The organism is Lentzea sp. NPDC004789 (assembly GCF_053601075.1).
The window spans coordinates 28,577-54,056 of record NZ_JBSGBE010000034.1 but is presented as its reverse complement, the minus strand read 5'-3'; the positions used below and the strand labels follow the sequence as shown (position 1 = coordinate 54,056).

General features: G+C 70.1%; 16 protein-coding genes. 7 read left to right on the top strand and 9 right to left on the bottom strand.

Annotation, left to right across the window (positions count from 1 at the left end):
• Positions 1 to 104 precede the first annotated feature (104 nt).
• Together ACWEIJ_RS43495 and ACWEIJ_RS43490 are read left to right on the top strand one after the other, a co-directional pair.
• Entirely contained in the window at positions 105 to 758 is a 654-nt protein-coding gene (locus ACWEIJ_RS43495; protein WP_449843158.1) for a response regulator, read from the top strand.
• The gene (locus ACWEIJ_RS43490) at positions 755 to 1,882 is read left to right on the top strand and encodes a sensor histidine kinase (RefSeq protein ID WP_449843157.1); all 1,128 of its coding nucleotides are present in this window, start codon (positions 755 to 757) and stop codon (positions 1,880 to 1,882) included. The genes ACWEIJ_RS43495 and ACWEIJ_RS43490 overlap by 4 nt, the downstream gene beginning before the upstream one ends.
• A 177-nt stretch (positions 1,883 to 2,059) precedes the next feature.
• On the opposite strand, the gene ACWEIJ_RS43485 is transcribed toward ACWEIJ_RS43490, so the two are convergent.
• Complete coding sequence (locus tag ACWEIJ_RS43485) at positions 2,060 to 3,286, bottom strand: hypothetical protein (RefSeq protein ID WP_449843156.1); 1,227 nt, start codon at positions 3,284 to 3,286, stop codon at positions 2,060 to 2,062.
• A 48-nt stretch (positions 3,287 to 3,334) separates the two neighbouring features.
• The gene (locus tag ACWEIJ_RS43480; protein WP_449843155.1) at positions 3,335 to 4,381 is read right to left on the bottom strand and encodes a LacI family DNA-binding transcriptional regulator; all 1,047 of its coding nucleotides are present in this window, start codon (positions 4,379 to 4,381) and stop codon (positions 3,335 to 3,337) included.
• 312 nt (positions 4,382 to 4,693) lie between these two features.
• Here ACWEIJ_RS43480 and ACWEIJ_RS43475 point away from each other — a divergent pair, with 312 nt between their 5' ends.
• On the top strand, positions 4,694 to 5,572 hold the full coding sequence (locus tag ACWEIJ_RS43475) for a cellulose binding domain-containing protein (protein ID WP_449843154.1): 879 nt from the start codon (positions 4,694 to 4,696) through the stop codon (positions 5,570 to 5,572).
• A gap of 6 nt (positions 5,573 to 5,578) precedes the next feature.
• On the opposite strand, the gene ACWEIJ_RS43470 is transcribed toward ACWEIJ_RS43475, so the two are convergent.
• Positions 5,579 to 6,985 carry an RICIN domain-containing protein gene (locus ACWEIJ_RS43470; protein WP_449843153.1) on the bottom strand — a complete coding sequence of 469 codons (1,407 nt, stop codon included), beginning with the start codon at positions 6,983 to 6,985 and terminating at the stop codon, positions 5,579 to 5,581.
• Between the two features lie 315 nt (positions 6,986 to 7,300).
• Here ACWEIJ_RS43470 and ACWEIJ_RS43465 point away from each other — a divergent pair, with 315 nt between their 5' ends.
• From ACWEIJ_RS43465 to ACWEIJ_RS43450, 4 genes are all read left to right on the top strand, one after another.
• A complete protein-coding gene (locus ACWEIJ_RS43465) occupies positions 7,301 to 8,041 on the top strand; it encodes a FadR/GntR family transcriptional regulator (RefSeq protein ID WP_449843152.1) in 741 nt (246 codons plus the stop codon).
• Between the two features lie 319 nt (positions 8,042 to 8,360).
• The gene (locus ACWEIJ_RS43460; RefSeq protein ID WP_449843151.1) at positions 8,361 to 9,812 is read left to right on the top strand and encodes an arabinofuranosidase catalytic domain-containing protein; all 1,452 of its coding nucleotides are present in this window, start codon (positions 8,361 to 8,363) and stop codon (positions 9,810 to 9,812) included.
• Positions 9,813 to 9,915: 103 nt separating this feature from the next.
• Positions 9,916 to 12,315 carry a non-reducing end alpha-L-arabinofuranosidase family hydrolase gene (locus tag ACWEIJ_RS43455; protein WP_449843150.1) on the top strand — a complete coding sequence of 800 codons (2,400 nt, stop codon included), beginning with the start codon at positions 9,916 to 9,918 and terminating at the stop codon, positions 12,313 to 12,315.
• A gap of 17 nt (positions 12,316 to 12,332) precedes the next feature.
• Positions 12,333 to 16,076, top strand: coding sequence for a glycoside hydrolase family 2 TIM barrel-domain containing protein (locus ACWEIJ_RS43450; protein WP_449843149.1), 3,744 nt, complete (start codon positions 12,333 to 12,335; stop codon positions 16,074 to 16,076).
• A gap of 337 nt (positions 16,077 to 16,413) precedes the next feature.
• On the opposite strand, the gene ACWEIJ_RS43445 is transcribed toward ACWEIJ_RS43450, so the two are convergent.
• From ACWEIJ_RS43445 to ACWEIJ_RS43420, 6 genes are all read right to left on the bottom strand, one after another.
• Positions 16,414 to 18,774, bottom strand: coding sequence for an HAD-IC family P-type ATPase (locus ACWEIJ_RS43445; protein ID WP_449843148.1), 2,361 nt, complete (start codon positions 18,772 to 18,774; stop codon positions 16,414 to 16,416).
• Positions 18,771 to 19,916, bottom strand: a complete 1,146-nt coding sequence (locus ACWEIJ_RS43440; protein ID WP_449843147.1) for a sensor histidine kinase — start codon at positions 19,914 to 19,916, stop codon at positions 18,771 to 18,773. Before ACWEIJ_RS43440 ends, ACWEIJ_RS43445 begins: the two co-directional genes overlap by 4 nt.
• A complete protein-coding gene (locus ACWEIJ_RS43435; RefSeq protein WP_449843146.1) occupies positions 19,913 to 20,086 on the bottom strand; it encodes a hypothetical protein in 174 nt (57 codons plus the stop codon). Before ACWEIJ_RS43435 ends, ACWEIJ_RS43440 begins: the two co-directional genes overlap by 4 nt.
• A 124-nt stretch (positions 20,087 to 20,210) precedes the next feature.
• Complete coding sequence (locus tag ACWEIJ_RS43430; RefSeq protein WP_449843145.1) at positions 20,211 to 21,413, bottom strand: DUF418 domain-containing protein; 1,203 nt, start codon at positions 21,411 to 21,413, stop codon at positions 20,211 to 20,213.
• 201 nt (positions 21,414 to 21,614) lie between these two features.
• The gene (locus ACWEIJ_RS43425; RefSeq protein ID WP_449843144.1) at positions 21,615 to 24,113 is read right to left on the bottom strand and encodes a bifunctional lysylphosphatidylglycerol flippase/synthetase MprF; all 2,499 of its coding nucleotides are present in this window, start codon (positions 24,111 to 24,113) and stop codon (positions 21,615 to 21,617) included.
• Positions 24,114 to 24,142: 29 nt separating this feature from the next.
• The gene (locus tag ACWEIJ_RS43420) at positions 24,143 to 25,441 is read right to left on the bottom strand and encodes an alpha/beta hydrolase (RefSeq protein WP_449843143.1); all 1,299 of its coding nucleotides are present in this window, start codon (positions 25,439 to 25,441) and stop codon (positions 24,143 to 24,145) included.
• Between the last annotated feature and the right edge of the window lie 39 nt (positions 25,442 to 25,480).

The window sequence follows — 25,480 nt, the reverse complement described above, 5'->3', positions numbered from 1 at the left end:
GGGAACCCGTCACCTGACGGGTGCCGCCTGCCAGGTCCCGGATGGCCCCGGCACGCGGTCGTTGGTCAGACTGAACGCCTGCGGGATCCACAAAGGAGCGTGACATGATTCGGGTGGTCGTCGTCGACGACGAGGAGCTGGTGCGGACGGGGTTCCGCCTCATCCTCCAGGCGGCAGGGGACATCGAGGTCGTCGCGACCCCGTCGGGCGCGCAGGCGGTGCGCGAGGTGAGCCTGCACAAGCCGGACGTGGTGCTGCTCGACATCAGGATGCCGGACGTGGACGGCCTCACGATCCTGCGTCAGCTGCAGGGCCTGCAGAACCCGCCCGTCGTCGCCATGCTCACGACGTTCGACTCCGACGAGTACATCGCGATGGCGCTGCGGTCGGGCGCGGCCGGGTTCATCCTCAAGGACACCGGACCGGAACAGCTCGCCCAGATGGTCCGCACGCTCGTCAGCGGCGGTGTCGTGCTCTCCCCCAAGGTCACCCGCACCGTCGTCGACGGCTACCTCGGGTCCGGCGCGGGCTCGGCCGCCGCGGAACAGGTCGACCTGCTCACCGAACGCGAACGCGCGGTGCTCGTGCTGATCGCCGAGGGACTGTCCAACAACGACATCGGCGCCCGCATCCACGTCAGCGTCGGCACGGTGAAGGACCACGTGAGCGCCATCCTCACCAAGCTGCGCGTGGGCAGCAGGGTGCAGGCCGCGCTGGTGGCCCAGCGCGCCGGCCTGCTCGGTGAGGACGGGGCATGAAGCCGGGGACGTCCGCCCGGATCGTCGACGTCGTCGTGCTCGCGGTCGCCGTGCTCGAAGGCGTGCTGACCACGATCACCGAGGAGACGCCGCTCGCGATGATCCCGGTCGTGGTCGCCGTGCTCGCACTGGTCGTGCGCGACCGCTGGCCGCTGGTGTCCTTCCTCGCGGCCCTGCCCGCGGTGCTGTGGCCCGGCGCGATCATCCCGGCGATCGTCGCGCTGTACGCGGTGTCGACCAGGTACCGCGACTGGTGGGTGCTCGCCGGGTGCGGGCTGCTCGCCGCGGGCAGCTTCGTCTTCCCGACCTCGGACCTCGCCACACCGGACCTCGCGCCGACCGACCTCGACTCCTACGTGCTGCTCGGCATCATCTACTTCACGATGACGGCACTCGCCCCGATCCTGCTCGGCCAGTTCCTGCGCACCCAGCGCGAACTCGCGCTGCGCCTGGAGGAGGTCAAGGAGGCGCGCGAGCACGAACGCCGCCTGGACGCCGAGGCGATCCTCGCCAAGGAGCGCAACCAGCTCGCCCGCGAGATGCACGACGTCGTCTCCCACCAGGTGAGCCTGATCGCCGTGCAGGCGGGCGCGCTCATGGTCAGCACCCCCGACCCGAACGCCAAGCAGGCGGCGGAGAACGTGCGGCAGCTGTCGGTGAACACGCTCGACGAGCTGCGGCACATGGTGAACCTGCTGCGCGCCTCCGGCACACCGTCGACCGAGCTCACCCCGCAGCCCACGCTGACCGACCTCCAGCGGCTGATCGACAACAGCGCCATCGACGCACGACTCGTCGGCAGCGCCCCGGTGGACCTCGAACCGCCGGTGCAGCGGGCCATCTACCGCACCATCCAGGAGGCGCTGACCAACGTGCGCAAGCACGCCCCCGGCGCCAGCGCCACGATCGAGATCAGCCGCGACGACACCGACCTGACCGTCACCGTCACCAACACCGCGCCCACGCGGCCGCACCTGGGCCTGCCCAGCGCCCGGCACGGGCTCGTCGGGCTGCAGGAGCGGGCCGCGCTGCTCGACGGGAAGCTCCACACGGGACCGACTCCGGACGGCGGGTTCCAGCTCCAGCTGCGGCTTCCCGCCAACGCCGGCACGACCCGGGGCTGACCGCGGCCCGGAGTGGGGTCAGTGGGTGGCAGCTCCACACCGGACCGACACCCGGCGGCGGCTTCCAGCCACAGCTCCGGCTCCCCGCCAACGCCGACACGACGTGCGGCTGACCGCGGCCCGGACCGAGCCGGACACCGGCCGCACCACACCGGACCTACACCCGGCGGTCTCCAGTTACGGCTGCGGCTGCCGCTCACCGCCGCCGGCACTGCGCGCGACCGGCCGCGGCCCGAACCGGGCCAGGTACACCGCGCGTCCGGCCAGGCTCACCTGCAGGTGTTCCAGCACCGGGTCGAAGAACGTCTTGCGCTGGGCCGCGTCGGTGACGATGGTCGCGATGAAGTAGAGCGTCGAGAACGCCGCGATGAACAGGCACACCTGCACCAGGTCGTTCGACAGCGGCACCTGGACACCGAACAGCACGCCCTGCGCCGGGTCGTGGCCCACCCACGACTTGATCGCGGCGTCCGGCACGGTCAGCGTGCCGAGCACGGCGAAGGCCGCGAAGACGATCACCGCGAACACCAGTGCCTGCAGCAGCTGGGTCAGCAGCAGGATCAGGAACAGGTTCGCGCGCTCCAGCCGGGTGAACGGCGGCGCGCTGCCGTCCACCGAGCCGATGTCGCCGAAGGTGTCGGCGGGCAGTGCGGGGAGGCGGTCGCGCCACCCGGTGATCAGCGCGCGCAGCTCGGAGGCGAACACCGAGCGCAGGAACAGTCCACTCAGGACCGCGAAGAACCCGAGCACCAGCCAGATCTGGTTGCGCGGGATCTGGCCCGCGCTCTGCCAGATCTCCGCGGTGTAGAACCCGAACACCGTCACCAGCAACAGCAACGGCATCGAGCGGCTGGTCATCGTGCCGACGCTGCGCAGCTGGCGCACCGCCGCCCGCAGCGCCCATCCGAAGACCGATCCCATGCCGACCGCGGTCAGGGCGAGCAGCAGCCCCACGACGACCAGGCTGGCGAGCACCGAGGCCGCCGGCCCCGGCCACCGGAACGGGCCTTCGATCAGGCTCGCCCCCAACGGCCACACCACCACGTAGGCGCCGATGATCACCGCCGCCGGCCCGAAACCGCGGTCGTCCAGGGCGCGGTCACGGGCCCAGTTCGCGGCGAACCACGCGCCGACGAGCGGCAGCACCACCGAGCAGATCAGCACCGCGGTGTAGAACAGCAGGAAGAACGCGTTCTCCAGGCGGGACCCGAACTCCGAGTCGCCGTCGACGATCGTCAGCACGTCGTAGAGCACGTCGGAGAGCCCGAGCCACGTCACCGCGGGCACGACGCGCACCACGAGGTTGCGCTCCAGCCCGCGCACCACCGCGGGCAGTCCCCTGCGGCGGAACCACTGCTCGGCCCGGCGTGCGTCCAGCTCGGACGGTGTCATGTGTTCGGTCATCCCGTCTGCCGGACCGCTCGTGCCGACGGGTCATGGTAGGCCGCCGGGTCAGCTCACCCGCCGGGGCGGTTCACCGAACCGCGACCGCTGCCCCGCCAGCATCGGCACGACCGGCCCGGTGCGGCTGAAGAGCTTCGGCGGCAAGAGGGTCAGCGGTGGCGGCTGCTGCCCGTTGAGCTTGGCCATCAGCAGCTCGACCGCGCGCCGCCCCAGCACGTCGGCCGGCAGCTGCACGGACGTGAGCCGCAGCTGTTCGGCGAGCTCGTCGGGGCAGATCGCGACCACGGCGACGTCGTCGGGCACCCGCCTGCCCTCGGCGCGCAGGCAGTCCACCACCCAGCTCAGCACGGCCTCGTTGTGCACCACCAGCGCCGACATCCGCGGCAGCTCGCGCAGCAACGTCGTGACGACGGCGTGCACCGAGTCGTACCGCTGCTCGGCGGGCAGGGCGGTCGAGGCGATGCCGCGGCGCATGGCCGCGGCGCTGAACCCGGCGAGGGTGCGTTGCGCGAAGCCCGTCCTGCGGGCGTAGACCACGCTGGGCGCGCCGAGGAACCCGATGCTGCGGTGCCCCAGTTCGGCGAGGTGGTCGACGCAGCGCGCGCCGGCGGCCTCGAAGTCCAGGTCGACGCAGGTGAGCCCCTTCACCGCGGAGGGGTGGCCGAGCAGGACCGCCGGCCGGCCGAGCTCGCGCAGCACCGGCAGCCGCTCGTCGTCCAGCGCCACGTCCATCACGAGGAACCCGTCCACCCGCGCGCCGCCCGCGACCCGGCGCAGCCCGGCGGCGCCCTGGTCGGCGGTCACCAGCAGCACGTCCATGTCGTGCGCGCGGGCCGCCATGACGACGGAGGTCACGAACCGCATGACGACCGGGAGGTGCACGCCCTCGCGCAACGGCAGCACGAGCGCGAGCACGTTCGTTCTGCTGCTCGCCAGTGCACGGGCGCCCGCGTGCGGCTGGTAGCCGAGCAGCTGGATGCTCTCCCGCACCCGCACGCGAGTACCGGCGGAAACAGGGCGTTTGCCCGTCAACACGTAGGAAACCGTGCTGGGAGCCACACCCGCGTGTTTCGCCACGTCCACAATGGTGACCACGTCGACACCTCCGGCCCGAACGAATCGAAGCGCTTCGAACGTGGTTCCAGAATGTGACACAACCGAAACTCGCACGTCAAGCAAATGGCACATGTTCGACGTCATCGACGATTAACTCGTCGATGTTCACCCGATCGTTCGCACTGCAACTGCTGAACCGATCCCTTCTCGTCGTTCGACGAAATTCGAGTCGAATGCGGTCGAACACACAGCTTTCCGATTTACGTGAAAGATCTTCCGCGTTCGACCGCGGAGTCGTAACCTGCGAGTCGAGATGAGCCGTTCGGGGGAACTCCTTGCCGCAGAGGAATGATGAGACGACTGCTGGGCGCACTGAGAACCCGTCCCCTGAGATGGCTGCTGGTCGCCGCCGTGCTCGCGACGAGCGCGGCCGCCGCGTGCGGGGGCGCCGGCGAGCAGGCCGCACCGGCCACGGAGACCACTCCCCCGGACACCCCGTCGGTCATCGAACCGCCGCAGAAATCGGGTCTGACCGTCGAACGCGTCGTCGACGTGCGGACGGTCCAGCTCTCCGACGGTGAGGAGATCACGGTCAGGGGGCTCGCCGCGCCGGACGCGTGCTGGGCGGACGCGGCCACGACGTTCGCGAAGTCCGTGCTGCTGGACAAGCCGGTCGAGCCCGGCCCGGACGGCACGCTGCGGCTGTCGGACGGCACCGACTACGGGGTCCTCGCCGTCGAGCTGGGCATGGTGCGCAACGAGTCCGCTGACGACCGACTGCTCAAGGACGCGGAGGCGGCGGCCTCGGGCAAGAGGATCGGCCGCTGGGGACCTCCCTGCACGCCGCCGGCGACCACCGCGCCGCCACCGGCGCCCGCGCCAGCCACGACCGCCGCCCCGGCCGCGAAACCCGGCTGCGCGGTCACCTACCAGGTCACCACCAGCTGGCCCGGCGGGTTCCGGACCGACGTGACGATCCGCAACACCGGCACCACCGCGGTCAACGGCTGGACGTTGCAGTGGAAGTTCACCGAAGGCCAGACGATCTCGCAGATGTGGAACGCGACGCAGAAGCAGACCGGCGGTGACGTCTCCGCCACCGCCGTGTCCTACAACCAGACCATCGCGCCCGGCGAGTCGCAGCTGATGGGGTTCCTCGGCACCAGCGGCGGCACCAACACCACCCCGCGCGCCTTCACCCTCAACGGACAGCCCTGCGCCACCGGGTGATCCCGGTCAGCCCGCCACGATCCGCCACTGCTGGTTGGTGCTCGTGCTGCCGCTCCACTGGCCGAGGTTCGCCCCGGCCGCCGTGCGGCCCATGCCGTCCAGGTAGAGCCCGGTGGCCCGGTTCCTGATCCGGACGTCGTTGCCCCTGCTGGTGCCCGTCACGACCGTCCACTGCTGGCTCTGCCCGGCCGTGGCGGGGCGCTGGGCCGTGTCGGCACCGTTGGCCGTCCGGCCCGCGCCGTCCAGCAACAGTCCGGTCTCCGCGTTCCTGATCCGCACGTAGGCGCCGTCGTTCTCGACGACCCACCGCTGACCGGAAGCGGTGCCGCCGGCCTGGCCGACCGCGGAGTCGGAGGTCCTGCCGAGGCCGTCGACGTACTGGCCGGTGGCGACGTTGCGGATGCGGACCGTGGTGGTGCCGCCGTCGCCCAGGCCCCAGGCGTAGCGAAGCCGTTGCAGGCCCGTGGGGTTCGTCAACGACAGCGTGGTGCCGCTGCGGGTGGTCATGCTGTACCAGTCACCGTCGCGCAGACCCGGCCAGTACACGCTGCCCATGCCGAGACTGCGCAGCTTCGAGCTGACGCCGCGGACGTAGTCGGCCATGTACGACCCGCTGGGGACGCTGTAGTCGATGGGGTCGAAGTACACGCCGTTCTTGCTGCCGGGCCCCATCGCGCCGCCCCACTCGGTGGCGATGGTGCGGCTCGCGTAGGAGCCGATGTAGCTCGCGATGTGGTCAGCCCACTGGGTTTCGCTCTCGTAGCCCGCGAAGAACGAGTAGTCGTGCACGGCGAGCAGCGTGCCGTCGAGCCTGCGGTCGTTGCCGACCGCGGGCACGTTCTGGGCGAGGCCCGCGCCGTCGAGGATCACCCGGCCGCGCGGCACGCTCGAGTGCCTGGACAGCCAGCCGTTGTACATGTTGTTGAGGTCGGTGGTGCTGTACCCGTGCGGCTCGTTGATCACCTCGAAGTAGGCGTTCGGGTTGCCGCCGTACTTCGCGACCACCTTGTCCCACATCTGGTCGAACGCGCCGGCGTTCTGCGGCCGGCCGCCGGTGTACGCCCAGTACGCGAGGATCACGTTGCCCTTGCCGAGCGCGGCGTCGATCGCGCCGGTGTAGGTGTTCCAGTACGTCGCGACGGTCGGTTCGTTGATCGGGATCCGCACGGTGTTGGCACCCGTGATCGAGTACAGCCCGCCGACCACCTGGTCCGCGACCGCGGCGGCCGAGGAGTAGGTGTCCGACGCGCCCAGCCCGGACGGGTACAGCACGCCGTTGACGAAGTTGTCCCTCTGGTCGGCCCAGTTGACGCCCCGGAACTGACTCGTCGAGGCCTGCGCCGCGCCGGAGATCGCGGTCATCAGGCTCGCGACGAGCAGCAACAGCGTGGAAAGCGCTTTCCATCTGGTCACGTCCTGCTCCACTTCTGGTTCGTTGCGGCGGTGGGTGTGAGATCGTCAGAAGGCCCGGTCGTCGCCCAGCGGGGTCCGGGATTTGTACGACTCATCGCAGCCGTTCGAGCACGGTGGGTGCGCGGCGCGTCCAATGAGAGCAGTGGCGCGAAGTCGCGTCAAGGCTGGTGAACGTGGCTGCACACCTGATCGTCAGCCGTTCGACGGCGTTGTTGACGTTGTCGATTTTTCGTTCGACGGCTTGTCCTGCTCGTTCGACGCGGTTGTATGCTCTGCGCACCGGAAAAGTCATACACATGACGGGAGGCGTCTTCGGTGGACTCCGATGCAGCGGTCGTGCCGGCCGCCTCCTACCGCCCGGGCTACGAGCTGGTCGCCGAACGGATCCTGCAGCTCATCGCCGAGCTGGAGCTGCGGCCGGGCGACCGCATGCCGACCGAGAACGAGCTGGCCGGCCGGATGGGCACCAGCCGGACCGTGGTGCGCGAGGCGGTGAAGATCCTCTCCGCGCTCGGGCGGGTCCGCGCGCACAAGGGCCGCGGGCTCTACGTCGCCGACGACGAGGGCATGCTCGGCTCGTCGCGCTGGGGCGGGTTCTTCCTGCCCACCGACCTCGACCACGTGTACATGCTCTTCGAGTTCCGCCGGGTGCAGGAGACCGCGGCCGCGAGCCAGGCGGCGACCCGCGCGACCCCGGCCGAGCTGCGCGCCATCGAGCTCGCCGCCGAGATGTGCCGCGAGGGGCACGTGAGCGGGCGGGCGGCGTTGTTCGACCAGGGCGACGACGACTTCCACCTGGCCGTCGCGGCCGCGTCGCACAACCAGTTCCTGCTGGCCGCGGTGCGCGAGGCCCGCCGGTTGCAGCGGCAGTCCAACGTCATCGGCCTGCACGGCGCGGTCGGCAGCCACGCCGCCGAGGCGGTGCAGGAGCACGCCGCGATCTACCAGGCCATCCGCGACGGCGACCCGGAGGCGGCGGCCGCCGCGGCGGCCGTGCACGTGGACCGGACGCTGGAGGACTACCGGCGGGAGATCCAGCGCCGCGTCTTCGGCTGACCTGGACCCGTCTTCCGGATGTGTGCTACAAAACTTCCCGGTGTTTGGTGTGATGTATCGCACTGAACCGATGCACTGACGCATCGAGGGAGGGACGCATGTCCGCCACCGAACGCATCGGACGACCGGACCCGCGCAGGCGAAGACACGTTCTCGTCCAGATCCGCCTTCTGCCGCGATAACCCCTGCCTTCTCCCCCGCGACACCGTGGTGAAAACCGACACCGTGCCCTCCGGCGCGGCGCCGAGGTCTGCGTTCGATCCCCTTCGTTCCACTGTGGACGGATGGGCGATCTCCCTGTGAACAAAGGAGTTCCTCGATGTCAACCCGATCATCACGGCTAACCGGACTGCTCGTCGGCGCGGGCGCGTCGATCGCGCTGGTCGTGGGCGCCACCGCCGGCACGTCCCAAGCCGCCACACAAGGCCCGTGCGACATCTACGCCGCCGGCAGCACCCCTTGCGTGGCCGCGCACAGCACGACCAGAGCGTTGTACGGCTCGTACGCCGGCGCGCTGTACCAGGTACGGCGTTCGTCGGACAACACGACCCGCGACATCGGCCTGCTGGCCGCGGGCGGCGTGGCCGACGCGGCGGCGCAGGATTCCTTCTGCGCCAACACGACCTGCCTCATCACGATCATCTACGACCAGTCCGGCCGCGGCAACCACCTCACCCAGGCACCTCCTGGAGGCTTCCCCGGCCCGGCACCGGGCGGTTACGACAACCTGGCGAACGCGGCCGCGGCCCCGATCTCGGTCGGCGGGCACAAGGCGTACGGCGTCTTCGTCAACCCGGGAACCGGTTACCGCAACAACAACGCCACCGGCACGGCGACCGGTGACCAGCCGGAGGGCATGTACGCGGTCTTCAACGGCACGCACTACAACGGCGGTTGCTGCTTCGACTACGGCAACGCCGAGCGCAACAGCCGCGACAACGGCAACGGCACGATGGAGGCCATCTACTTCGGCAACATCAAGGTCTGGGGCTACGGCACGGGCAACGGTCCCTGGGTGATGGCCGACCTGGAGAACGGCCTGTTCTCCGGCGTGAACGCGGGCTACAACGCCAACGACCCGTCGGTGAGCCACCGGTTCCTGACCGCGATCATCAAGGGCGAGCCCAACCACTGGGCCATCCGGGCGGGCAACGCGCAGAGCGGCGGCCTGTCCACCTACTACGACGGCAAGCGCCCGAACGTCAACGGGTACAACCCGATGCGCAAGGAAGGCGCGATCATCCTCGGCACCGGCGGCGACAACAGCATCGGTTCCGCCGGCACGTTCTACGAGGGCGTGATGACGGCGGGTTACCCGACCAACGCCACCGAGGACGCGGTGCAGGCCAACATCGCCGCCGCCGGTTACGCCCTCGGCAGCAACACCGGCGTCGGCCCGCTGCACGCCACGGGCGCCGGCAAGTGCCTCGACGGCGCGGGCTCCGGCACCCAGCTGCAGATCCGCTCCTGCACCGGCCAGGCCAACCAGTCCTGGACGCGCACCGCGGAGAACCAGCTGACCGTCTCCGTCGGCGGCTCGACGCTGTGCCTCGACGCCAACGGCCAGGGCACCAGCGCGGGCACCAAGGTGATCACCTGGAGCTGCAACAGCCAGTCGAACCAGCAGTGGCAGTTCAACGCCAACGGCACGATCACCGGCGTCCAGTCGGGGCTGTGCCTGGACGTGACCGGCGCGTCCACCGCCGACGGCGCCCTGGTCGAGCTCTGGACGTGCAACGGCGGCAGCAACCAGCAATGGGCGCTCGGCTGACCGGCTCTCCAGTTTGAAAGCCACCTGGCCCGCAGGCGCGGCGGGCCAGGTGGCCGACGGCGATTCGATCAAGACCCCCTTCAACGATGAAACGAGGGTTTCGATGTTCACCAGTCCACCTCCGCGCCGACGGGTCAGAACGGCGCTCGCCGCGCTGACCGCAGGACTCACCGCGGCCACTCTCACCATCTCCCCCACGACCGCCACCGCGGCGGCGAGCACGCTCGGGGCGGCGGCGGCCCAGAGCGGCCGCTACTTCGGTGCCGCGATCTCCGCGAGCCACCTCGGCGACTCGGCGTACGTGAACACCTGGGGCACGGAGTTCAACAGCGTCACGCCCGAGAACGAGATGAAGTGGGACACCGTCGAGCCCAACCGCAACCAGTTCAACTTCGGTCCCGCGGACCAGATCGTGAGCCAGGCGCGCAGCCGAGGCATGTCGATCCGCGGCCACACGTTCGTGTGGTACCAGCAGATCCCGGGCTGGGTGAACGGCCTGAACGGCAACGACCTGCGCTCGGCGATCGCCAACCACATCAACCAGGTGGCCGGTCACTGGAAGGGCCAGATCTACGCCTGGGACGTGGTCAACGAGGCGTTCGAGGAGAACGGCACCCGTCGCCAGTGGTTCGTGCAGCAGCGGCTCGGTGACGGCTACATGGAGGACGCGTTCCGCACCGCCCGCGCGGCCGACCCCAACGCGAAGCTCTGCTACAACGACTACAACACCGACGGCATCAACGCCAAGAGCACCGGCATCTACAACATGGTGCGCGACTTCAAGTCCCGCGGCGTGCCGATCGACTGCGTCGGCTTCCAGACCCACCTCGGCCAGGGCGCGAACCTGAGCAGCTACCAGGCGAACCTGCAGCGGTTCGCCGATCTCGGCGTCGACGTGCAGATCACGGAGCTCGACGTCGGCGGCTCCGGTTCCGCGCAGGCCGAGACCTATCGGACGGTGGTGAAGGCATGCATGGCGGTGAGCCGTTGCACGGGGATCACCCCGTGGGGCATCACGGACAAGTACTCGTGGCGTTCGGGCGACACCCCGTTGCTGTTCGACGGCAACTACAACAAGAAGCAGGCGTACACCGCAGTGCTCGACGCGCTGAACGGCGGCGGCGGTGGTGGCGGCAATGGCACGCTGCGCTCCGTGTCCGCGGGCAAGTGCCTGGACGTGCCGAACTCGTCGACCTCCCCTGGTACCCAGTTGCAGATCTGGGACTGCGGCAACGGCACGAACCAGCAGTGGGTGCGCTCGACGGCCGGTGAGATCACGGTCTACACCGGTGACTCGAAGCGGTGTCTCGACACGTCCGGCTCGGGTTCCGGCGCGTCGGCGACCATCGCGAACTGCGGCGGCGGCAACAACCAGAAGTGGAACGTCAACAGCAACGGCACCATCACCAACGTCCAAACCGGACTGTGCCTCGACGTCAACGGACGTGGCACCGCCAACGGCACCAAGGTCATCGCGTGGACCTGCAACGGCGGCACCAACCAGCAGTGGACCGGCCTGAAGGACCCGGGCCCCGGCCCCGGCCCCGGACCGCTGCCGTCGCAGTTCACCTGGAGCTCCAGCCAGCAGCTGATCGCGCCGAAGTCCGACGCCACGCACAACATCGCGGGCATCAAGGACCCGTCGGTCGTCTACCACGACGGCAAGTGGCACGTCTTCGCCAGCGTGGCGAACGCCGCCGGCTACAACATGGTGTACCTGAGCTTCACCGACTGGGCGCAGGCGAGCGCGGCACCCCACTTCTACCTCGACCGGTCGGGCATCGGCACCGGCTACCGGGCGGCGCCCGAGGTGTTCTTCTTCGCGCCGCAGAACCTCTGGTACCTCGTCTACCAGGACGGCAACGCCGCCTACTCCACCAACCCGGACATCAACAACCCGGCCGGGTGGAGCGCGCCGAAGCACTTCTACACCGACATGCCGAAGATCATCAGGGACAACATCGGCAGCGGCTACTGGGTCGACATGTGGGTCATCTGCGACGCGACCGACTGCCACCTGTTCTCCTCCGACGACAACGGTCACCTCTACCGGTCGCAGACCGCGATCGGGAACTTCCCGAACGGCATGAGCGAGCCGGTCATCGCCGCGCAGGACTCGAACAAGTACGCGTTGTTCGAGGCGTCCAACGTGTACAAGGTGGACGGTGCCAACCAGTACGCGCTGATCGTCGAGGCGATCGGCTCGCAGGGCAGGTACTTCCGGTCGTGGACGTCGAGCAGCATCGCCGGGCCGTGGACGGCGCTGGCCGACACCGAGAGCGCGCCGCTGGCGGGCGCGGCCAACGTCACGTTCCCGGCCGGCGCGTGGACGAAGGACATCAGCCACGGCGAGATGATCCGGTCCGGCCGCGACCAGACGCTGACCATCAGCCCCTGCAACATGCGCTACCTGTACCAGGGGCGTGATCCCAACTCGGGCGGCGACTACAACAGCCTGCCGTGGCGGCTCGGCCTGCTCACCCAGACCAACTCCCCGTGCTGACGGGCTAGGAGAACACGTTGTCCAACGCACCGAAGGAACGTCCCTCGGTCCGCCGCCGCACCGTGCTCGGCGGCGGGCTGGCGGCGCTGGCCGCGCCGGCCCTCGCCAGGGCCGCCGCGGCCGAGCCCGCCCTGCCCGCCGTGCCCGCGACGGCGGCGGGCACGGTCGAGGCCGCGGCGTGGACCGACCCGCCCAACGGTTATCCCGAGTGGAACAACAACATCGGGATCTTCCAGGTCAACGCGCAGCCCCCGCACGCCACGCTCATGCCGTACGCCGATCTCCAGCAGGCGCTCGTGGCGGACCGCACGGACTCGCCGTTCCGGCTCGACCTGACCGGCACCTGGAAGTTCAAGCACGTCACCAAACCGGCGGACCGCGACCTGAACTTCTGGCGCACCGACTACAACGACAGCGCCTGGGCGAGCCTGCCGGTGCCGGCGAACTGGCAGCTGCACGGCTACGACAACCCGATCTACGTCAACGTCACCTACCCGTGGTGGGGCGGCAACGGCCAGAACGAGAACGCGCAGCCACCGTTCGCACCGACGCGGGTCAACCCGGTCGGCCAGTACCGCAGGACGTTCACGCTCCCGCCCGCGTGGCAGGGGCGGCGGGTGCACATCCACTTCGAGGGCGTGAAGTCCGGGTTCTACCTGTGGGTCAACGGCACCAAGGTGGGCTACCGCGAAGGCTCGTACACGCCGGCGGAGTTCGACATCACCGATCAGGTGCGCGCGGGCTCGAACCTGCTCGCGGTCGAGGTCTACCGGTACCCGGACGGGGACTGGCTGGAGGACCAGGACATGATCCGGCTGTCCGGGATCTTCCGTCCGGTCTTCCTGTACTCGCTGCCGCCCGTGCACCTGCGCGACTTCACCATCACCACGCCGTTGCGGGACAACTACACCAACGCCGACCTCGGGGTGGCGGTCGTGCTGCGCAACAGCGGCGGCCAGCAGCCGGGCACGTTCACCGTGGAAACCCAGCTGTACGACCAGAACAGGCAGGCGGTGTGGCCGGAACCGCTGCGCACGGCGGTGAACTCTCCCTCGACCGGGCAGGAGGCCACCGCGCGCGGCTCGAAGGCCGTGCAGGGACCGCTGCTCTGGTCCGCCGAGCACCCGAACCTCTACACCGCGGTGCTGACGGTGAAGGACCCGGCGGGCGCGGTGATCCAGACCGTGTCGGCCAGGGTCGGCTTCCGCGAGTTCGCCATCAAGGACGGGCTCATGCGGATCAACGGCAAGCCGGTGTCGTTGCGCGGCACCAACCGGCATGAGATGCACCCGGACCGCGGTGCCGCGCTGACCCGCGAGGACCTGGTCCGCGACATCACGGTGATGAAGCAGATCAACATCAACACGGTCCGCACGTCGCACTACCCCAACAACCCGGTGTGGTACGACCTGGCCGACGAGTACGGCCTGTACGTGCTGGACGAGACGAACCTGGAGACCCACGGCATCCGGGACAACTACCCGGACTCGAAGTCCGACTGGACCGCGGCGGTGCTCGACCGGGCCGCCCAGATGGTGCACCGGGACAAGAACCACCCCTCGGTGATCATGTGGTCGCTCGGCAACGAGGCGGGCGGCGGCAGCAACTTCGTCGCGATGCGGGACTGGATCCGCGCGGCCGACCCCACCCGGATCATCCAGTACGAGGGCGACAACCGGCCCCAGGTCAGCGACATCCGGTCCGCGATGTACGAAAGCCCGGCCGGGGTGGCGAACCGGGCGAGGGACACCAACGACCGGCGCCCGTACGTGATGATCGAGTACAGCCACAGCATGGGCAACTCGACCGGCAACCTCAAGGAGTACTGGGACGTCATCCGGGCCAACCCGATCCTGCAGGGCGGCTGGATCTGGGACTTCGTCGACCAGGCCCTGACCTGGAAGACGTCGACCGGTGTCACGTACCTGGCCTACGGCGGCGACTGGGGCGACAACCCGAACGACGGCGCGTTCAGCGGCGACGGCATCGTCACCCCGGACCGGCGGATCAGCGGCAAGGCCGTCGAGGTCAAGCAGGTCTACCAGGCGATCAACGCCGCCACCGCGGGTGCCGCGGGGGCCGTCCGGATCACCAACGAGCACCTGTTCACCAACGTCGACGAGTTCGTCGCCGACTGGGCACTGGTGGCCGACGGCACGGTGGTCCAAAGTGGACAGCTCACCGCCGAGCAGGCCGACATCGCGCCGCTGTCGGCCAAGACGGTGCAGCTGCCGGTCCAGCGCCCGGCGAACCCGGCACCGGGGGAAGAGCACTTCCTGCAGCTGTCGTTCAAGCTGCGCACGGCGACGCCGTGGGCGCCCGCCGGTTTCGAGGTGGCCAAGCAGCAGCTGCCGGTGAACTTCGACAGCCCGCCGGTCGTGCCGGTACCGGTGACGTCGGTGCCGGTGCTGACCGCCACCGAGACCAGCGACCGCATCACCGTCACCGGTCAGGACTTCACCGTCACCATCGCGAAGTCCAACGGCGTGATCACCTCCTACGAGGCGATGGGCATGCGGTTGCTGAGCTCCGGGCCGGTGCCGAACTTCTGGCGCGGCCCGACCGACAACGACATCGGCAACGGCCACCCGAACCGCAACGGCACGTGGCGCAACGCCGGCGCGAACCGCACGGTCAGCCGCGTGACGCTGGACCGGCTGTCCGACCGCGCGGTGCGGGTCACCGTCGGCGGCACCCTGCCGACCAGCACCGCCTCGACGTTCACCATGACCTGCACCGTCTACGGCAACGGCGAGATCAAGGTCGACAACACCCTGCACCCCGGGTCGTCGAGCCTGCCCTACATCCCCGAGGTCGGCACGATGCTGTTCCTGCCGGGTGAGCTCTCCCGGCTGCGCTACTACGGCCGCGGCCCGCACGAGAACATGTGGGACCGCAAGACCGGTTCCGACATCGGCGTGTACTCGTCGACCGTCGCCGAGCAGTGGACCGGCTACCTCCGGCCGCAGGAGAACGGCAACAAGACCGACGTCCGCTGGGTCGCCCTGGTCAACGGCAGCGGCCGCGGCCTGCTGGCGTACGGCGACCAGCCGCTGGAGGTGAACGCGTCCTACTTCACCCCCGAGGACCTCTCGAAGGGGGCGCGGCACGACTACCAGCTGACCCGGCGTCAGGACGTGGTGCTGCGGCTGAACCTGCGCCAGACCGGCGTCGGCGGCAACGACAGCTGGGGCGCCCAGCCCCTCGACACCTACAAGCTGTTCCCCAACCGGGACTACACCTACAGCTACCGGTTGAAGCCGCTGCCCGACCTCGCCCAGGCACTGGCGCTGTCCCGCGCACCCGTCGGCACCGCGGGCGGCGGTACGGGCCCGGTGCAGCCGGGCGTGGACTACCGGATCGTCGCCCAGCACAGCAACAAGCTGGTCGACATCAACGGCGCCTCCACGGCCGCCGGTGCCGCCGCGATCCAGTGGACGGCCACGGGCGGGCAGAACCAGGTGTTCGACTTCCTCGACTCCGGCGGCGGCTACTACCGGATCCGGGCGCGGCACAGCGGTCTGGTGCTGCAGGTCGCGAGTTCGAGCACCGGCGCGGACATCACCCAGCAGGCCGACACGGGTGCGCCGAGCCAGCAGTGGCAGGTGGTCGACCAGGGCCTCGGGGTGGTCAGCCTGGTGAACCGGCAGAGCGGTCTCGCCATGGACGTGTGGGAGGCCTCGACCGCGGACGGGGCGCGCGTCTCGCAGTGGACCGCGGGGACCGGGCTCAACCAGCGGTTCGCGCTCCAGCGGGTCTGAACGCGGAATGCCGGTCGGCCGGGTGACGCCCGGCCGGCCGGTGGCTCGCACCTTCCTCAGGACCCGGCCGGTGGCTCGCGAGGCGGACGCCGATCCTCGTCCCGCACGCCGTCGCGGAGAGTCCTGAATGTACTGATCCGGTTGACGGGTATCGCGCCATGGGGTGGCATGGCATGGCGCGGTACCCGTCCACAGCACACATGCCGCCGGCCTGTGTCCGCACCCCGCCGAGTGACTGAAACCGCTCGGCTACCCGGCTGGAACCGCCCGGACGCCAGGGCACGACGTCCGAGTGGACGCACTGGGCGAGCTCCGCGACCGAGGTACCCGCGGGCGATCAGGCGGGCTGGTTCTCGCCGCGCAGCCGGCCGTCCACCCACCAGCCTGCCTCGAGAAGCGCGATTCCCGCCGCGGCGCAGGCGATGGCGACCGCGATCGTGGCGCTGTTGCCGAGGTCGAGCAGGAACAGCGACCGGGTGATCGGCAGCAGGAACATCAGCGACGACAGCGTGACCATGAGACCGATCAGCGCGATCTTCCACCACTGGTAGGGCCGGGCGACGATGCCCAGCACCCACAGCGCGATGGCGATGAGGGTGATCAACGCCGCCGTGCTCGCCTGCAGTTTCTCCGCCGCGGTCGACGCCGCTCCCTGGTAGGTCAGCGCGTAGCAGGTGAAGGAGGCCGCCGCGATCACCACACCCGCGGGTACGGCCGTGCGCATCACTCGGGCGACGAACCCGCTGCGGGCGCGTTCGAGGTTGGGGGCGAGCGACAGCGCGAACGCGGGCAGGCCGATGGTGAACCAGCCGACGATCGTGACGTGCCGGGGCAGGAACGGGTAGGGCAGCGCCTCCAGGCCGATCAGCCCTGGAACGCCGACCAGCAGCGCCAGCAGCACGGAGTAGACGGTCTTGGTGAGGAAGAGGTTGGCCACTTGTTCGATGTTGCCGATGACGCGCCTGCCTTCGGCGACCACGTGCGGCAGGGTGGCGAACCTGTTGTCCAGCAACACGATCTGGGCGACCGACCGGGTGGCCGGGCTGCCGGCGCCCATGGCCACGCCGATGTCGGCGTCCTTGAGCGCCAGCACGTCGTTGACGCCGTCGCCGGTCATCGCGACGGTGTGCCCGGACGACTGCAGAGCGCCGACCATCTCCCGTTTCTGCGCCGGCGTGACCCTGCCGAACACGGTGCCCCGCTCCACCGCGCCGGCGAGGGCACCGGGGTCGTCGGCGAACGTGCGGGCGTCGACGGGGCGGTCCCCGTCCGGCAGTCCCAGTGTGCTCGCCACCGCGCCCACCGACACCGCGTTGTCGCCGGAGATCACCTTCACGGCCACGCCCTGCTCGCCGAAGTACGCCAAGGTCTCCCCCGCGTCCGGACGGACCCGCTGCTCCAGCACGACCAGCGCTACCGGCTTGAGGGCCTGCGGGCGCTCCAGCTGCCGGAGCGGGTGGTCGGTGCGGCCCAGCAGCAGCACGCGCAGTCCTTGCGCGCCCAGCCGTTCGGCCTCGGCACGCACCGGTGTGGCGTCGAGCAGCACGTCGGGTGCTCCGAGAACCCAGTTCCCGTCGGCGCCGAACTCGGCTCCGCTCCACTTGCGCGCAGAGGAGAACGGCACGACGCCCTCGACGCGCCACCGCGGTGCGTGCGGGTAGGCCTCGGCGATGGCCTGCAGGCTGGCGTTGGGACGCGGGTCGGCGGCGGCCAGCGCCGCGAGTGCCGGTACGGCGGTCTCCTCGTCGCCGTCGACGACTCGCAGTTCCGCGACGCGCATGGCGTTCTCGGTCAGAGTGCCGGTCTTGTCGGCGCACACGACGTCGACCCTGGCCAGACCTTCGATCGCGGGCAGCTCGTTGACCAGGCACTGCCGTTTGCCCAGCCGCACCACGCCGACCGCGAACGCGATCGACGTCATCAGGATCAGTCCTTCCGGGACCATCGGCACCAGCGCGGCGACCATGCCGCGCAAAGCGTCCGGCAGCGGCTGGTTGCCGGAGATCTGGTTGTAGATCGACAGTGCGCCCGCGGGGATCAGCAGGTAGGTGATGAACTTGAGGATCTTGTCGATGCCGTTGCGCAGCTCGGAGTCGACCAGGGTGAACTTGCCGGCCTGTTCGGCCAGCTCGGCCGCGTAGGCCTCGCGGCCGACCTTCGTGGCCCGGTAGGCGCCGCTGCCGGAGGCGACGAAGCTGCCCGAGAGCACCGGGTCGCCCGTCTGCTTGACCACCGGGTCGGACTCGCCGGTCAGCAACGACTCGTCCACCTCCAGCGAGGTGTCCGCTACGACGACACCGTCCACGACGATCTGGTCGCCCGGACCGATCTCGATCACGTCGTCGAGCACGACCTGGTGCGGGGCGAGTTCGGCGGTCACACCGTCCCGCCGGACCCGCGGCTTCACCTGCCCGACGATCGCCAGCCGGTCCAGGGTTCGCTTGGCGCGCAGCTCCTGCACGATCCCGACCACGCTGTTGGCGACGATCAGGCCCGCGAACAGGCCGTCGAGCAGGTGTCCGGTCGAGAACACGATCGCCGCGAGCACCGCGAACACCGCGTTGATCCTGGTGAAGACGTTGGACCGCACGATCTCCCAGGTGCTGCGCCCGGCCTTGGCGGGAACGTCGTTGGTCTGGCCGAGCTCGATCCGGTGCGCCACTTCGGCCGCGGTCAGCCCCTGCTGGTCCTGTCTCACAGACCGGACTCCATTCGCTCGTTGGTCCAGGATGTCGTGGCCACCGGTGCCAGCACCGGTAGCCGCAGCCGCAGCCGGAACCCACCGTCGGGTGTGACGCCGGTGTGGAGCTTTCCGCCCAGCAGTGCGGCTCGTTCCCGCAGACCGATGAGTCCGTGGTGGGCGCTGGGCAGGGCGAGGTTCGGTCTGGTCGGCCGCGTGTTGGTGACGGTGACGGTGAGGTCCGTGTCGTCGCGGCTGATCTCGATGGTGGCGCCGGCGCCGGGGGCGTGCTTGCGCACGTTGGTCAGCGCCTCCTGGATCGTGCGGTAGATCGCCCGCTGCACCGGCGGTTCCAGCCCTTCCGGCGCGACGCCGACCAGCCGTGCGTCGATCGCGCTGTTGCCGATGAGGCGTTCGAGATCGGTCAGCGTGGGCTGCGGGGTGAGCTCGGTCGACGGTGTGCCCGAGTCGCGCAGCAGGTTCACCATGTGCCGCAGCTCGTCGAGCGTGTTCACCGACAGCTGCCGCACGTTCTCCGCCGCCTGCTTGGCGTTCGGGTCCGAGGTGCTGACCATGAGCGCACTCGCCTGCACCGCGATCAGGCTCACCTGGTGGGAGACGACGTCGTGCATCTCGCGAGCGAGCTGGTTGCGTTCTCGCGCGAGGATCGCCTCGGCGTCGAACCGCCGTTCGTGCTCCCGTGCCTCCTTGACCTCTTCCAGCCGCAGCGCCAGCTCGTGCCGGGAGCGCAGGAACTGGCCGAGCAGGATCGGGGCGAGCGCCGTCATCGTGGCGTAGATGACGCCGAGCAGCGTGTGGGAATTCCAGATCGACGGAGCGAGCCCCGCCATCGGGAAGACGAAACCGGCCGTGGCGAGGAGCCCGCACCCCGCGAGCAGCCGCCAGTCACGGCAGCGGCTGGACACCACGTGCAGGGCGACGATCGCCGGCACGATCGCGCCGGGGAACAGCACCGCCGGCAGGGTCGCCAGGAAGGCCGGCAGCGGCAGGCGTTCGCGCACGAGGAGGGCGAGTACGGCGATCGCGATCGTGACGACCCCGTACGGGGTGCCCTCGGCGATCGTGGTCAGCACTCCCTCGGCCACCGCGGCCACGAGCACCGCGGCGTCGACCAGCCTGCTGGACGGGCGGTGGCTCACACCGGCTCCCCGCACCCGCTCGGCAGCGCCACGACCGGTGCCGGCCTGAGGCGCTGCGGCCGATGCGGGATGGTGAGGCCGTCCACATCCGGCATCCCGTTGTCCAGCAGCACGAGGCGGAACCCCGTTCGCACGAGTCCCTCGTCGCCGAAGGCAACCGCCCGGGTCATGTCACTCTCCTCTGTGGACGCTTCACACGTGCAGTCTCGTCAGGGCCGACGAGGGCCGCCATCCGAGAACTGGCAGGCCCTGGTCGCCGACCGGCAGGTTTCGGCCAGCCGGTCGGCGGGGGCGTCAGCGGAGGTACTTCGCCGGCTTGGTGGCGAGGTTGAGCAGGTACTCCAGTGGTCCCCTGTTGAAGAAGCGGGACCAGATGAAGGCGAACGCCATGGCGCCGAAGATGAACATGAGCACCGGCGTCCAGGACGCCTGGGACTCCTGTCCGGCGGTCACGCCGGTCACGCCGTCCCCGGATCCACCGGACATCTGGGACGAGAGCACGAAGTGGCCGACGTAGCAGGTCAGGGACATGGTGCCCACCGCGATGACCGGTGCGGCCACGCGGCGCAGCAGCGGCAGCCGGTCGACCGCCATCATCGCGAGCACGATGACGGTGATCGCGACTCCGATGCAGCCGAGGACGTCGAAGGTCATTCCGCTGTGCGGTCCTGACGTCAGCAACGACCACGCCGATCCGTTCCCGCTGGGCGGCATCATGTCGCCCGCGGAGCCGAGTTCCTTCAGCCCCGCACCCTTGTCCCCGCCGCCGGGTTCCCTGGCGGACTGCATGTCCGCGGCTTCCCGGACGCCGTCGATCAGCTGGGCCAGCAGCCAGGAGGTGCCGTAGGCGAACACGGCGAGAGCGGGTCCGAACACGGCCAGCCGCTTCCGCACGGCGCCGGAGGACACGTCCAGCCTGCCCAGTGCCATGCCGGCGACGATGAACGCCATCCAGGGGATCGCGGGGTAGAAGCCGGTGAGCGTGAGGTCCAGCAGGCCGGCGCCGCCTGCCTGGGCGAGTGGGTCGTAGGCCTTCACGGCGGCCTTGACCGGTTCGGTGATCACGGACCTGAGGCCGAAGGCCACCAGCGGCCCGACGACGGCGATCCCTGCCGCGATGATCGCGAGCGTCCTGGCGCTCAGTCGCACCAGTGGCAGAGCCAGCAGGAAGAAGAGCCCGTAGGAGGCGAGAATCACCACGTCGCCGTAGAACGTGATCATCACAGTGCCCAGGACGAGCAGGACCGCGGCCCGGATCGCGATCCGGGCCTTCGCCTGCCGGCCGGCCACACCGGTCTTCGGTTCCAGACGGCCGGCGATCAGCATCAGCGAGAACCCGGCGAGCGTGGCGAACAGGGCCGACGAACGGCCCTCCGTCAGTTGACGCACCCAGGCGCCGACGCCGCTCGCGTTGGTCACCGAAGGGCCGAGGTGCACGACGTACATGCCGAACACGGCCAGGGCGCGGGCCAGGTCGACCCCGACCAAACGCCCCATCGACGGGGCTGGTTCGGTCGAGGCCGGCGTCGGGGGCGGCGATGTCTCCGGCGCAGCTGAGGTGTCCTGCGGTGGTGGCATCTTTGTCATGCGAACACTGTCGCGCTGTGGCCGGGTCGCGGGCCATCCGTCAGGTCGGGGTGCGGACCCCGCCGATCGGCCGGACTTCCCGAGCGGACCAGCACAGTCCACTGTGGATGCTCACGAACGGGCGATCAGCCTGGTGGCGAGGCGAAGGCCCTGGCGCGGCGTGACGTGCGGCAGGTAGGCGCGGCTGACCGCGTTGGCGATGCGGGGCAGGGCGGCGGAGTCCGGATAGGACATGTACATCGGCCGGTAGGCCGGCTGGAACTTGGCCTTGAACGCGAACAGGGAGCGGAACCCGTAGACCGGTTCCATCACCTGGCCGGTGACGTCCAGCACCCGTTGCAGCACACCGGGGCGCTCACCTCGGTCCAGCCGGGCCAGCGGAGCGCCGGACAGGCTCAGGAACCGCACGCCCTCTTCCTTGAGCTGCAAGGCCGCCGAGGCGATCAGGAACTCCATCGTGCCGCGGAAGCCGTTGGCACGGCGGCGCATGAAGTCGAGCGTGTAGCCGACGATCTCGCCGTCGGCGTAGACCGGCAGCCAGCTCGTGATGCCGTGCACGGTGCGGTCGGCGTCGATCGCGAGCAGGCACCGCACACCGTCGCCGGTCAGCTCCTCCAGGCCACCGAGGGTGAAGCCCATCTCGGGCAGGCCCTTGTCCGCCACCCACTCCGCGGAGATCGACCGGATCTGGTCGGTGATCGCCGGCGGGGCGTCGGCGTAGGTGCACCACTCGGCGGTGATGCCTTCCTTGGCGGCCTTGTTCAGCGCGGTGCGCACGTCCTGCCACTTCTTGCCGGTGAACGCCAGGGTGTCCAGCTCGATCACGGTGTCCTCGGCGACCTGCACCGCCGGCCAGCCGAGCGGGGCGATCTCGTCCCTGGTCTCGGCGCTGATGCTGTACAGGCACGGCGTCCAGCCGTTCTCCTGGCAGAACTCGGCGAACCCGCGCACGGCGTCCACTCGGTTCGGCCCGATCGGGTCGCCGACGGTCAGCGCGATGGTGGCCACCACGCGGTACGCGATCATCGTCTCGCCGTCCGGGGTGAACCAGTACTCGTTGCCGCGCCACGTCGTCATGTACGCCAATGACGAACCTCCGTGCCGCCGCATCAGTTCACGGGCGCGGGCGGCTTCTTCCTCCGACGACGACGGCCACGCGCGCCACGACGCCATCAGCAGACCGGCCAGCACGATCAGCCAGAACACCACACCGGTGTACTCGAACAGCACCGTGCCGGCGAACCCGTTCGCCTTGAACTGCAACGGCACCAGCCCGAGGTAGCCCGGCGGCAGGAACCGCGTCGGCAGGTCCGTGAGCAGCTGGAGGAAACCCGGCTCCGGTGAGAACCGGTCCCGCACCAGGTAGCCGCCGAACACGTACAGCGCGGACAGCAGGCCGACGCTGCCCAGCGTGAACCGCCAGAACTTCCGGATCGCGTGCCGAGGCAGCCGCACGGTGAAGTGCTTGCGCGTCAGCAACAGCACGAGGGTGACGACGAGTGGGGCCAGGATCGGCACGCTGTAGGAGAAACCGACTTCCAGCTCACCGTTGTCGGGGAACCGCACCGCCTGCGCGACGTACCACCCGGTGGCCGCCGCGTACAGCGCGGTGGCGCCCAGCGCCGACCACCAGGCGAACCGGCGCCCACGCCGCAGTCCTTCCGCCAGCACCAGCAGCAACAACGCCGGCAACAGCGACATCACCAGCGCCGGGAACCGTCCGTAGGACAGCTGGATCAGCATCGTGCGGCACTGCTCGGCCGCGTCCGAGGCGCACACGGCGTCCACGTCGTCGCGCGCCGGCTGGGCGACGGCCACCACGTCGGAGAACCACGACAGCGGACCGTTGGGGAACGGCGACATCATCGCCACCACCGGCCCGAGCGCCGACGCCGCCACCAGCAGCGCGACGAGAACCCGTGTCTCCGCCCGGGTTCCCGGCGTGCGGGCAACGTCCCGGCGCAGGAAGAGCAGACCGATCACCAGCCCGGCGACGCCACCGGTCAGCCGCAGCAGGTCCTCCAGCCAGCCCGAGTACAAGGCGAGCACCAGCAGCGACAGGGCTGTCATGAGCCGGACGCGGCGGCGCCACAACACCGGCATGCGGAACGTCAGCGCCAGCGCGAGTCCCACCCCGCCGACCGACGGGCCGGCCGCGACCGTGCCGGTGAGCGACGTGAGCCAGGACCAGCCCAGCGCGCCGCCGAGCAGCACCACCCCGCAGCCCAGGAACACGCCGGCCACGTGGGAGGCGAGGAAGATCACCGCGGTGCGCAGGGCGCCGAGCTCGCGTTCCGCCAGGGGGCCGACCACGAGCAACAGCACGGTGGTCACGACGTAACCCGTGAGATCCATGGCCCACAGCGCCGAGGAGAAAGCAGTCCACAACGGACTGTCGGTGCCGAAACCGATCCGCGCGAGCAGCTCGTCGTTCTGACCGCCCAGCGCACCGGTCAGCGCGCCGACGGTCCAGAACACGACGAGGAAGACACACGTCAGCGGAGCGGTCCGGAACACCCGGCCGATCGGCCGGGCGATCTGGTCGGCTCCCCGAGCGAGTGGACCCGCTCCAGTCGTGCCGGCCGCCGTGTCGTCCACTTGTGTGCTCATCGTTCTCGTTTCCTGATGGTGACTGCGGGTCACCTGCTCAAGCCCGTTCGTGCGGCGAGCCAGGGCAGGGAGTCGTAGAGGCCTGAGCGCCACACGTTCCAGTCGTGCGCTCCCGGCAGTTCCTTCCAGAGCACGTCCATGCCGGCCTTGCGGCAGGCCTCGAACACCTCGGCGTCCGCCTGGCGGTAGGGCAGGTCGAACCGGCCCGCGACGACCACGCCCGCGGTCCGCGGGAACTGTTCGCGGGCGAGGATGTCGAGCGGGTTGACGCGCACGTACGCCGCCTCGTCCCCGTCGAACGCGGCCTTGACCGTCTCGGCGCGCGTGCCGAGAGTGGGTTCACGTTGCCCGGTGAGGTTGATGAAGTTGCCGTACACGTCCGGTGCGCGCACGGCGAGCTGCAGGGCGCACGTGCCGCCCTGCGAGAGGCCCGCGATGGTCCAGGCTTCGCGGCGTTCGTCCACGGTGAGCCGATGTTTGATCCACTCGGGGACCTCACGGGCCAGATAGGTCTCGGACCGGCCGAGCTTCGAGTCCAGGCACAGGGGGTTCGCCGCGCGCGAGCCGAGCTGGTCGGCCACCACCACGACCGGTGCCAGCCCGTCGTGCTCGCGCGCGAACGCGTCCAGCCGTTCGGGGAGCCTGCCCGCGTCGAACCAGTCGCGCGGCGACCCCGGCTGCCCGGCGAGCAGCACCACGACCGGCAGGCGCGGGCGCGGCGTCGCGGCGTAGGCGGGCGGCAGGTAGATCCACGCCTTGCGCGCCCGGAACGCGCCCGGGATCTCCGCCTCCGACACCGTGCCCTTGCCGGGCAGGTCCGCGGGCTTGCGCCAGACGTCGGCGAGCTTGCCGCCCGCGGGCACCTCGACCACGCTCGACGCCGGCTTCGCAGCCTCGTCGAGGTCGACGCGGCTGTTCGTGAACACCTCCAGCACCGCCCGCGAGGTCGGGTAGAAGCCGAAGTGCGCGTTCGCGGCCGTCACCGCGCCCGCCGTCACGACCAGCACCAGCACCGCGCTCAGCGCTCGCGAGACCCATCGCCCGGCGCGCAGCCGCGCGATCACCAGGCACACCGCGACCAGCACGGCGCCCGCCCACACCACGAGGGTCGAGGGCAGCGGCTCGGGCCACGGCTTCCACACGTGGTCGACCACGTACTTCAGCCCGACCATCGACACGGCGCACGCCAGCACCACGGCCGGCACGATCCGGGTCCACCACGAACGGTCGCTCCGGACCGCCAGGGCGACCAGTGCGAGCGCGCCGGCGACGGTCGCGGTGATGGGGATCGGCCCGTGGATCAGCGACAGGTCCAGTGGGCTGGGCATGCGTTCCGTTCCTGGGCCGGCAATGTCCTCTGTGGACTC

Coding starts and splice junctions, on each gene's coding strand:
- ACWEIJ_RS43495 (WP_449843158.1), top strand. CDS start 105: ATGATTCGGGTGGTCGTCGTCGACGACGAGGAGCTGGTGCGGACGGGG.
- ACWEIJ_RS43490 (WP_449843157.1), top strand. CDS start 755: ATGAAGCCGGGGACGTCCGCCCGGATCGTCGACGTCGTCGTGCTCGCG.
- ACWEIJ_RS43485 (WP_449843156.1), bottom strand. CDS start 3,286: ATGACCGAACACATGACACCGTCCGAGCTGGACGCACGCCGGGCCGAG.
- ACWEIJ_RS43475 (WP_449843154.1), top strand. CDS start 4,694: ATGAGACGACTGCTGGGCGCACTGAGAACCCGTCCCCTGAGATGGCTG.
- ACWEIJ_RS43460 (WP_449843151.1), top strand. CDS start 8,361: ATGTCAACCCGATCATCACGGCTAACCGGACTGCTCGTCGGCGCGGGC.
- ACWEIJ_RS43455 (WP_449843150.1), top strand. CDS start 9,916: ATGTTCACCAGTCCACCTCCGCGCCGACGGGTCAGAACGGCGCTCGCC.
- ACWEIJ_RS43435 (WP_449843146.1), bottom strand. CDS start 20,086: ATGACCCGGGCGGTTGCCTTCGGCGACGAGGGACTCGTGCGAACGGGG.
- ACWEIJ_RS43430 (WP_449843145.1), bottom strand. CDS start 21,413: ATGGGGCGTTTGGTCGGGGTCGACCTGGCCCGCGCCCTGGCCGTGTTC.
- ACWEIJ_RS43425 (WP_449843144.1), bottom strand. CDS start 24,113: ATGAGCACACAAGTGGACGACACGGCGGCCGGCACGACTGGAGCGGGT.
- ACWEIJ_RS43420 (WP_449843143.1), bottom strand. CDS start 25,441: ATGCCCAGCCCACTGGACCTGTCGCTGATCCACGGGCCGATCCCCATC.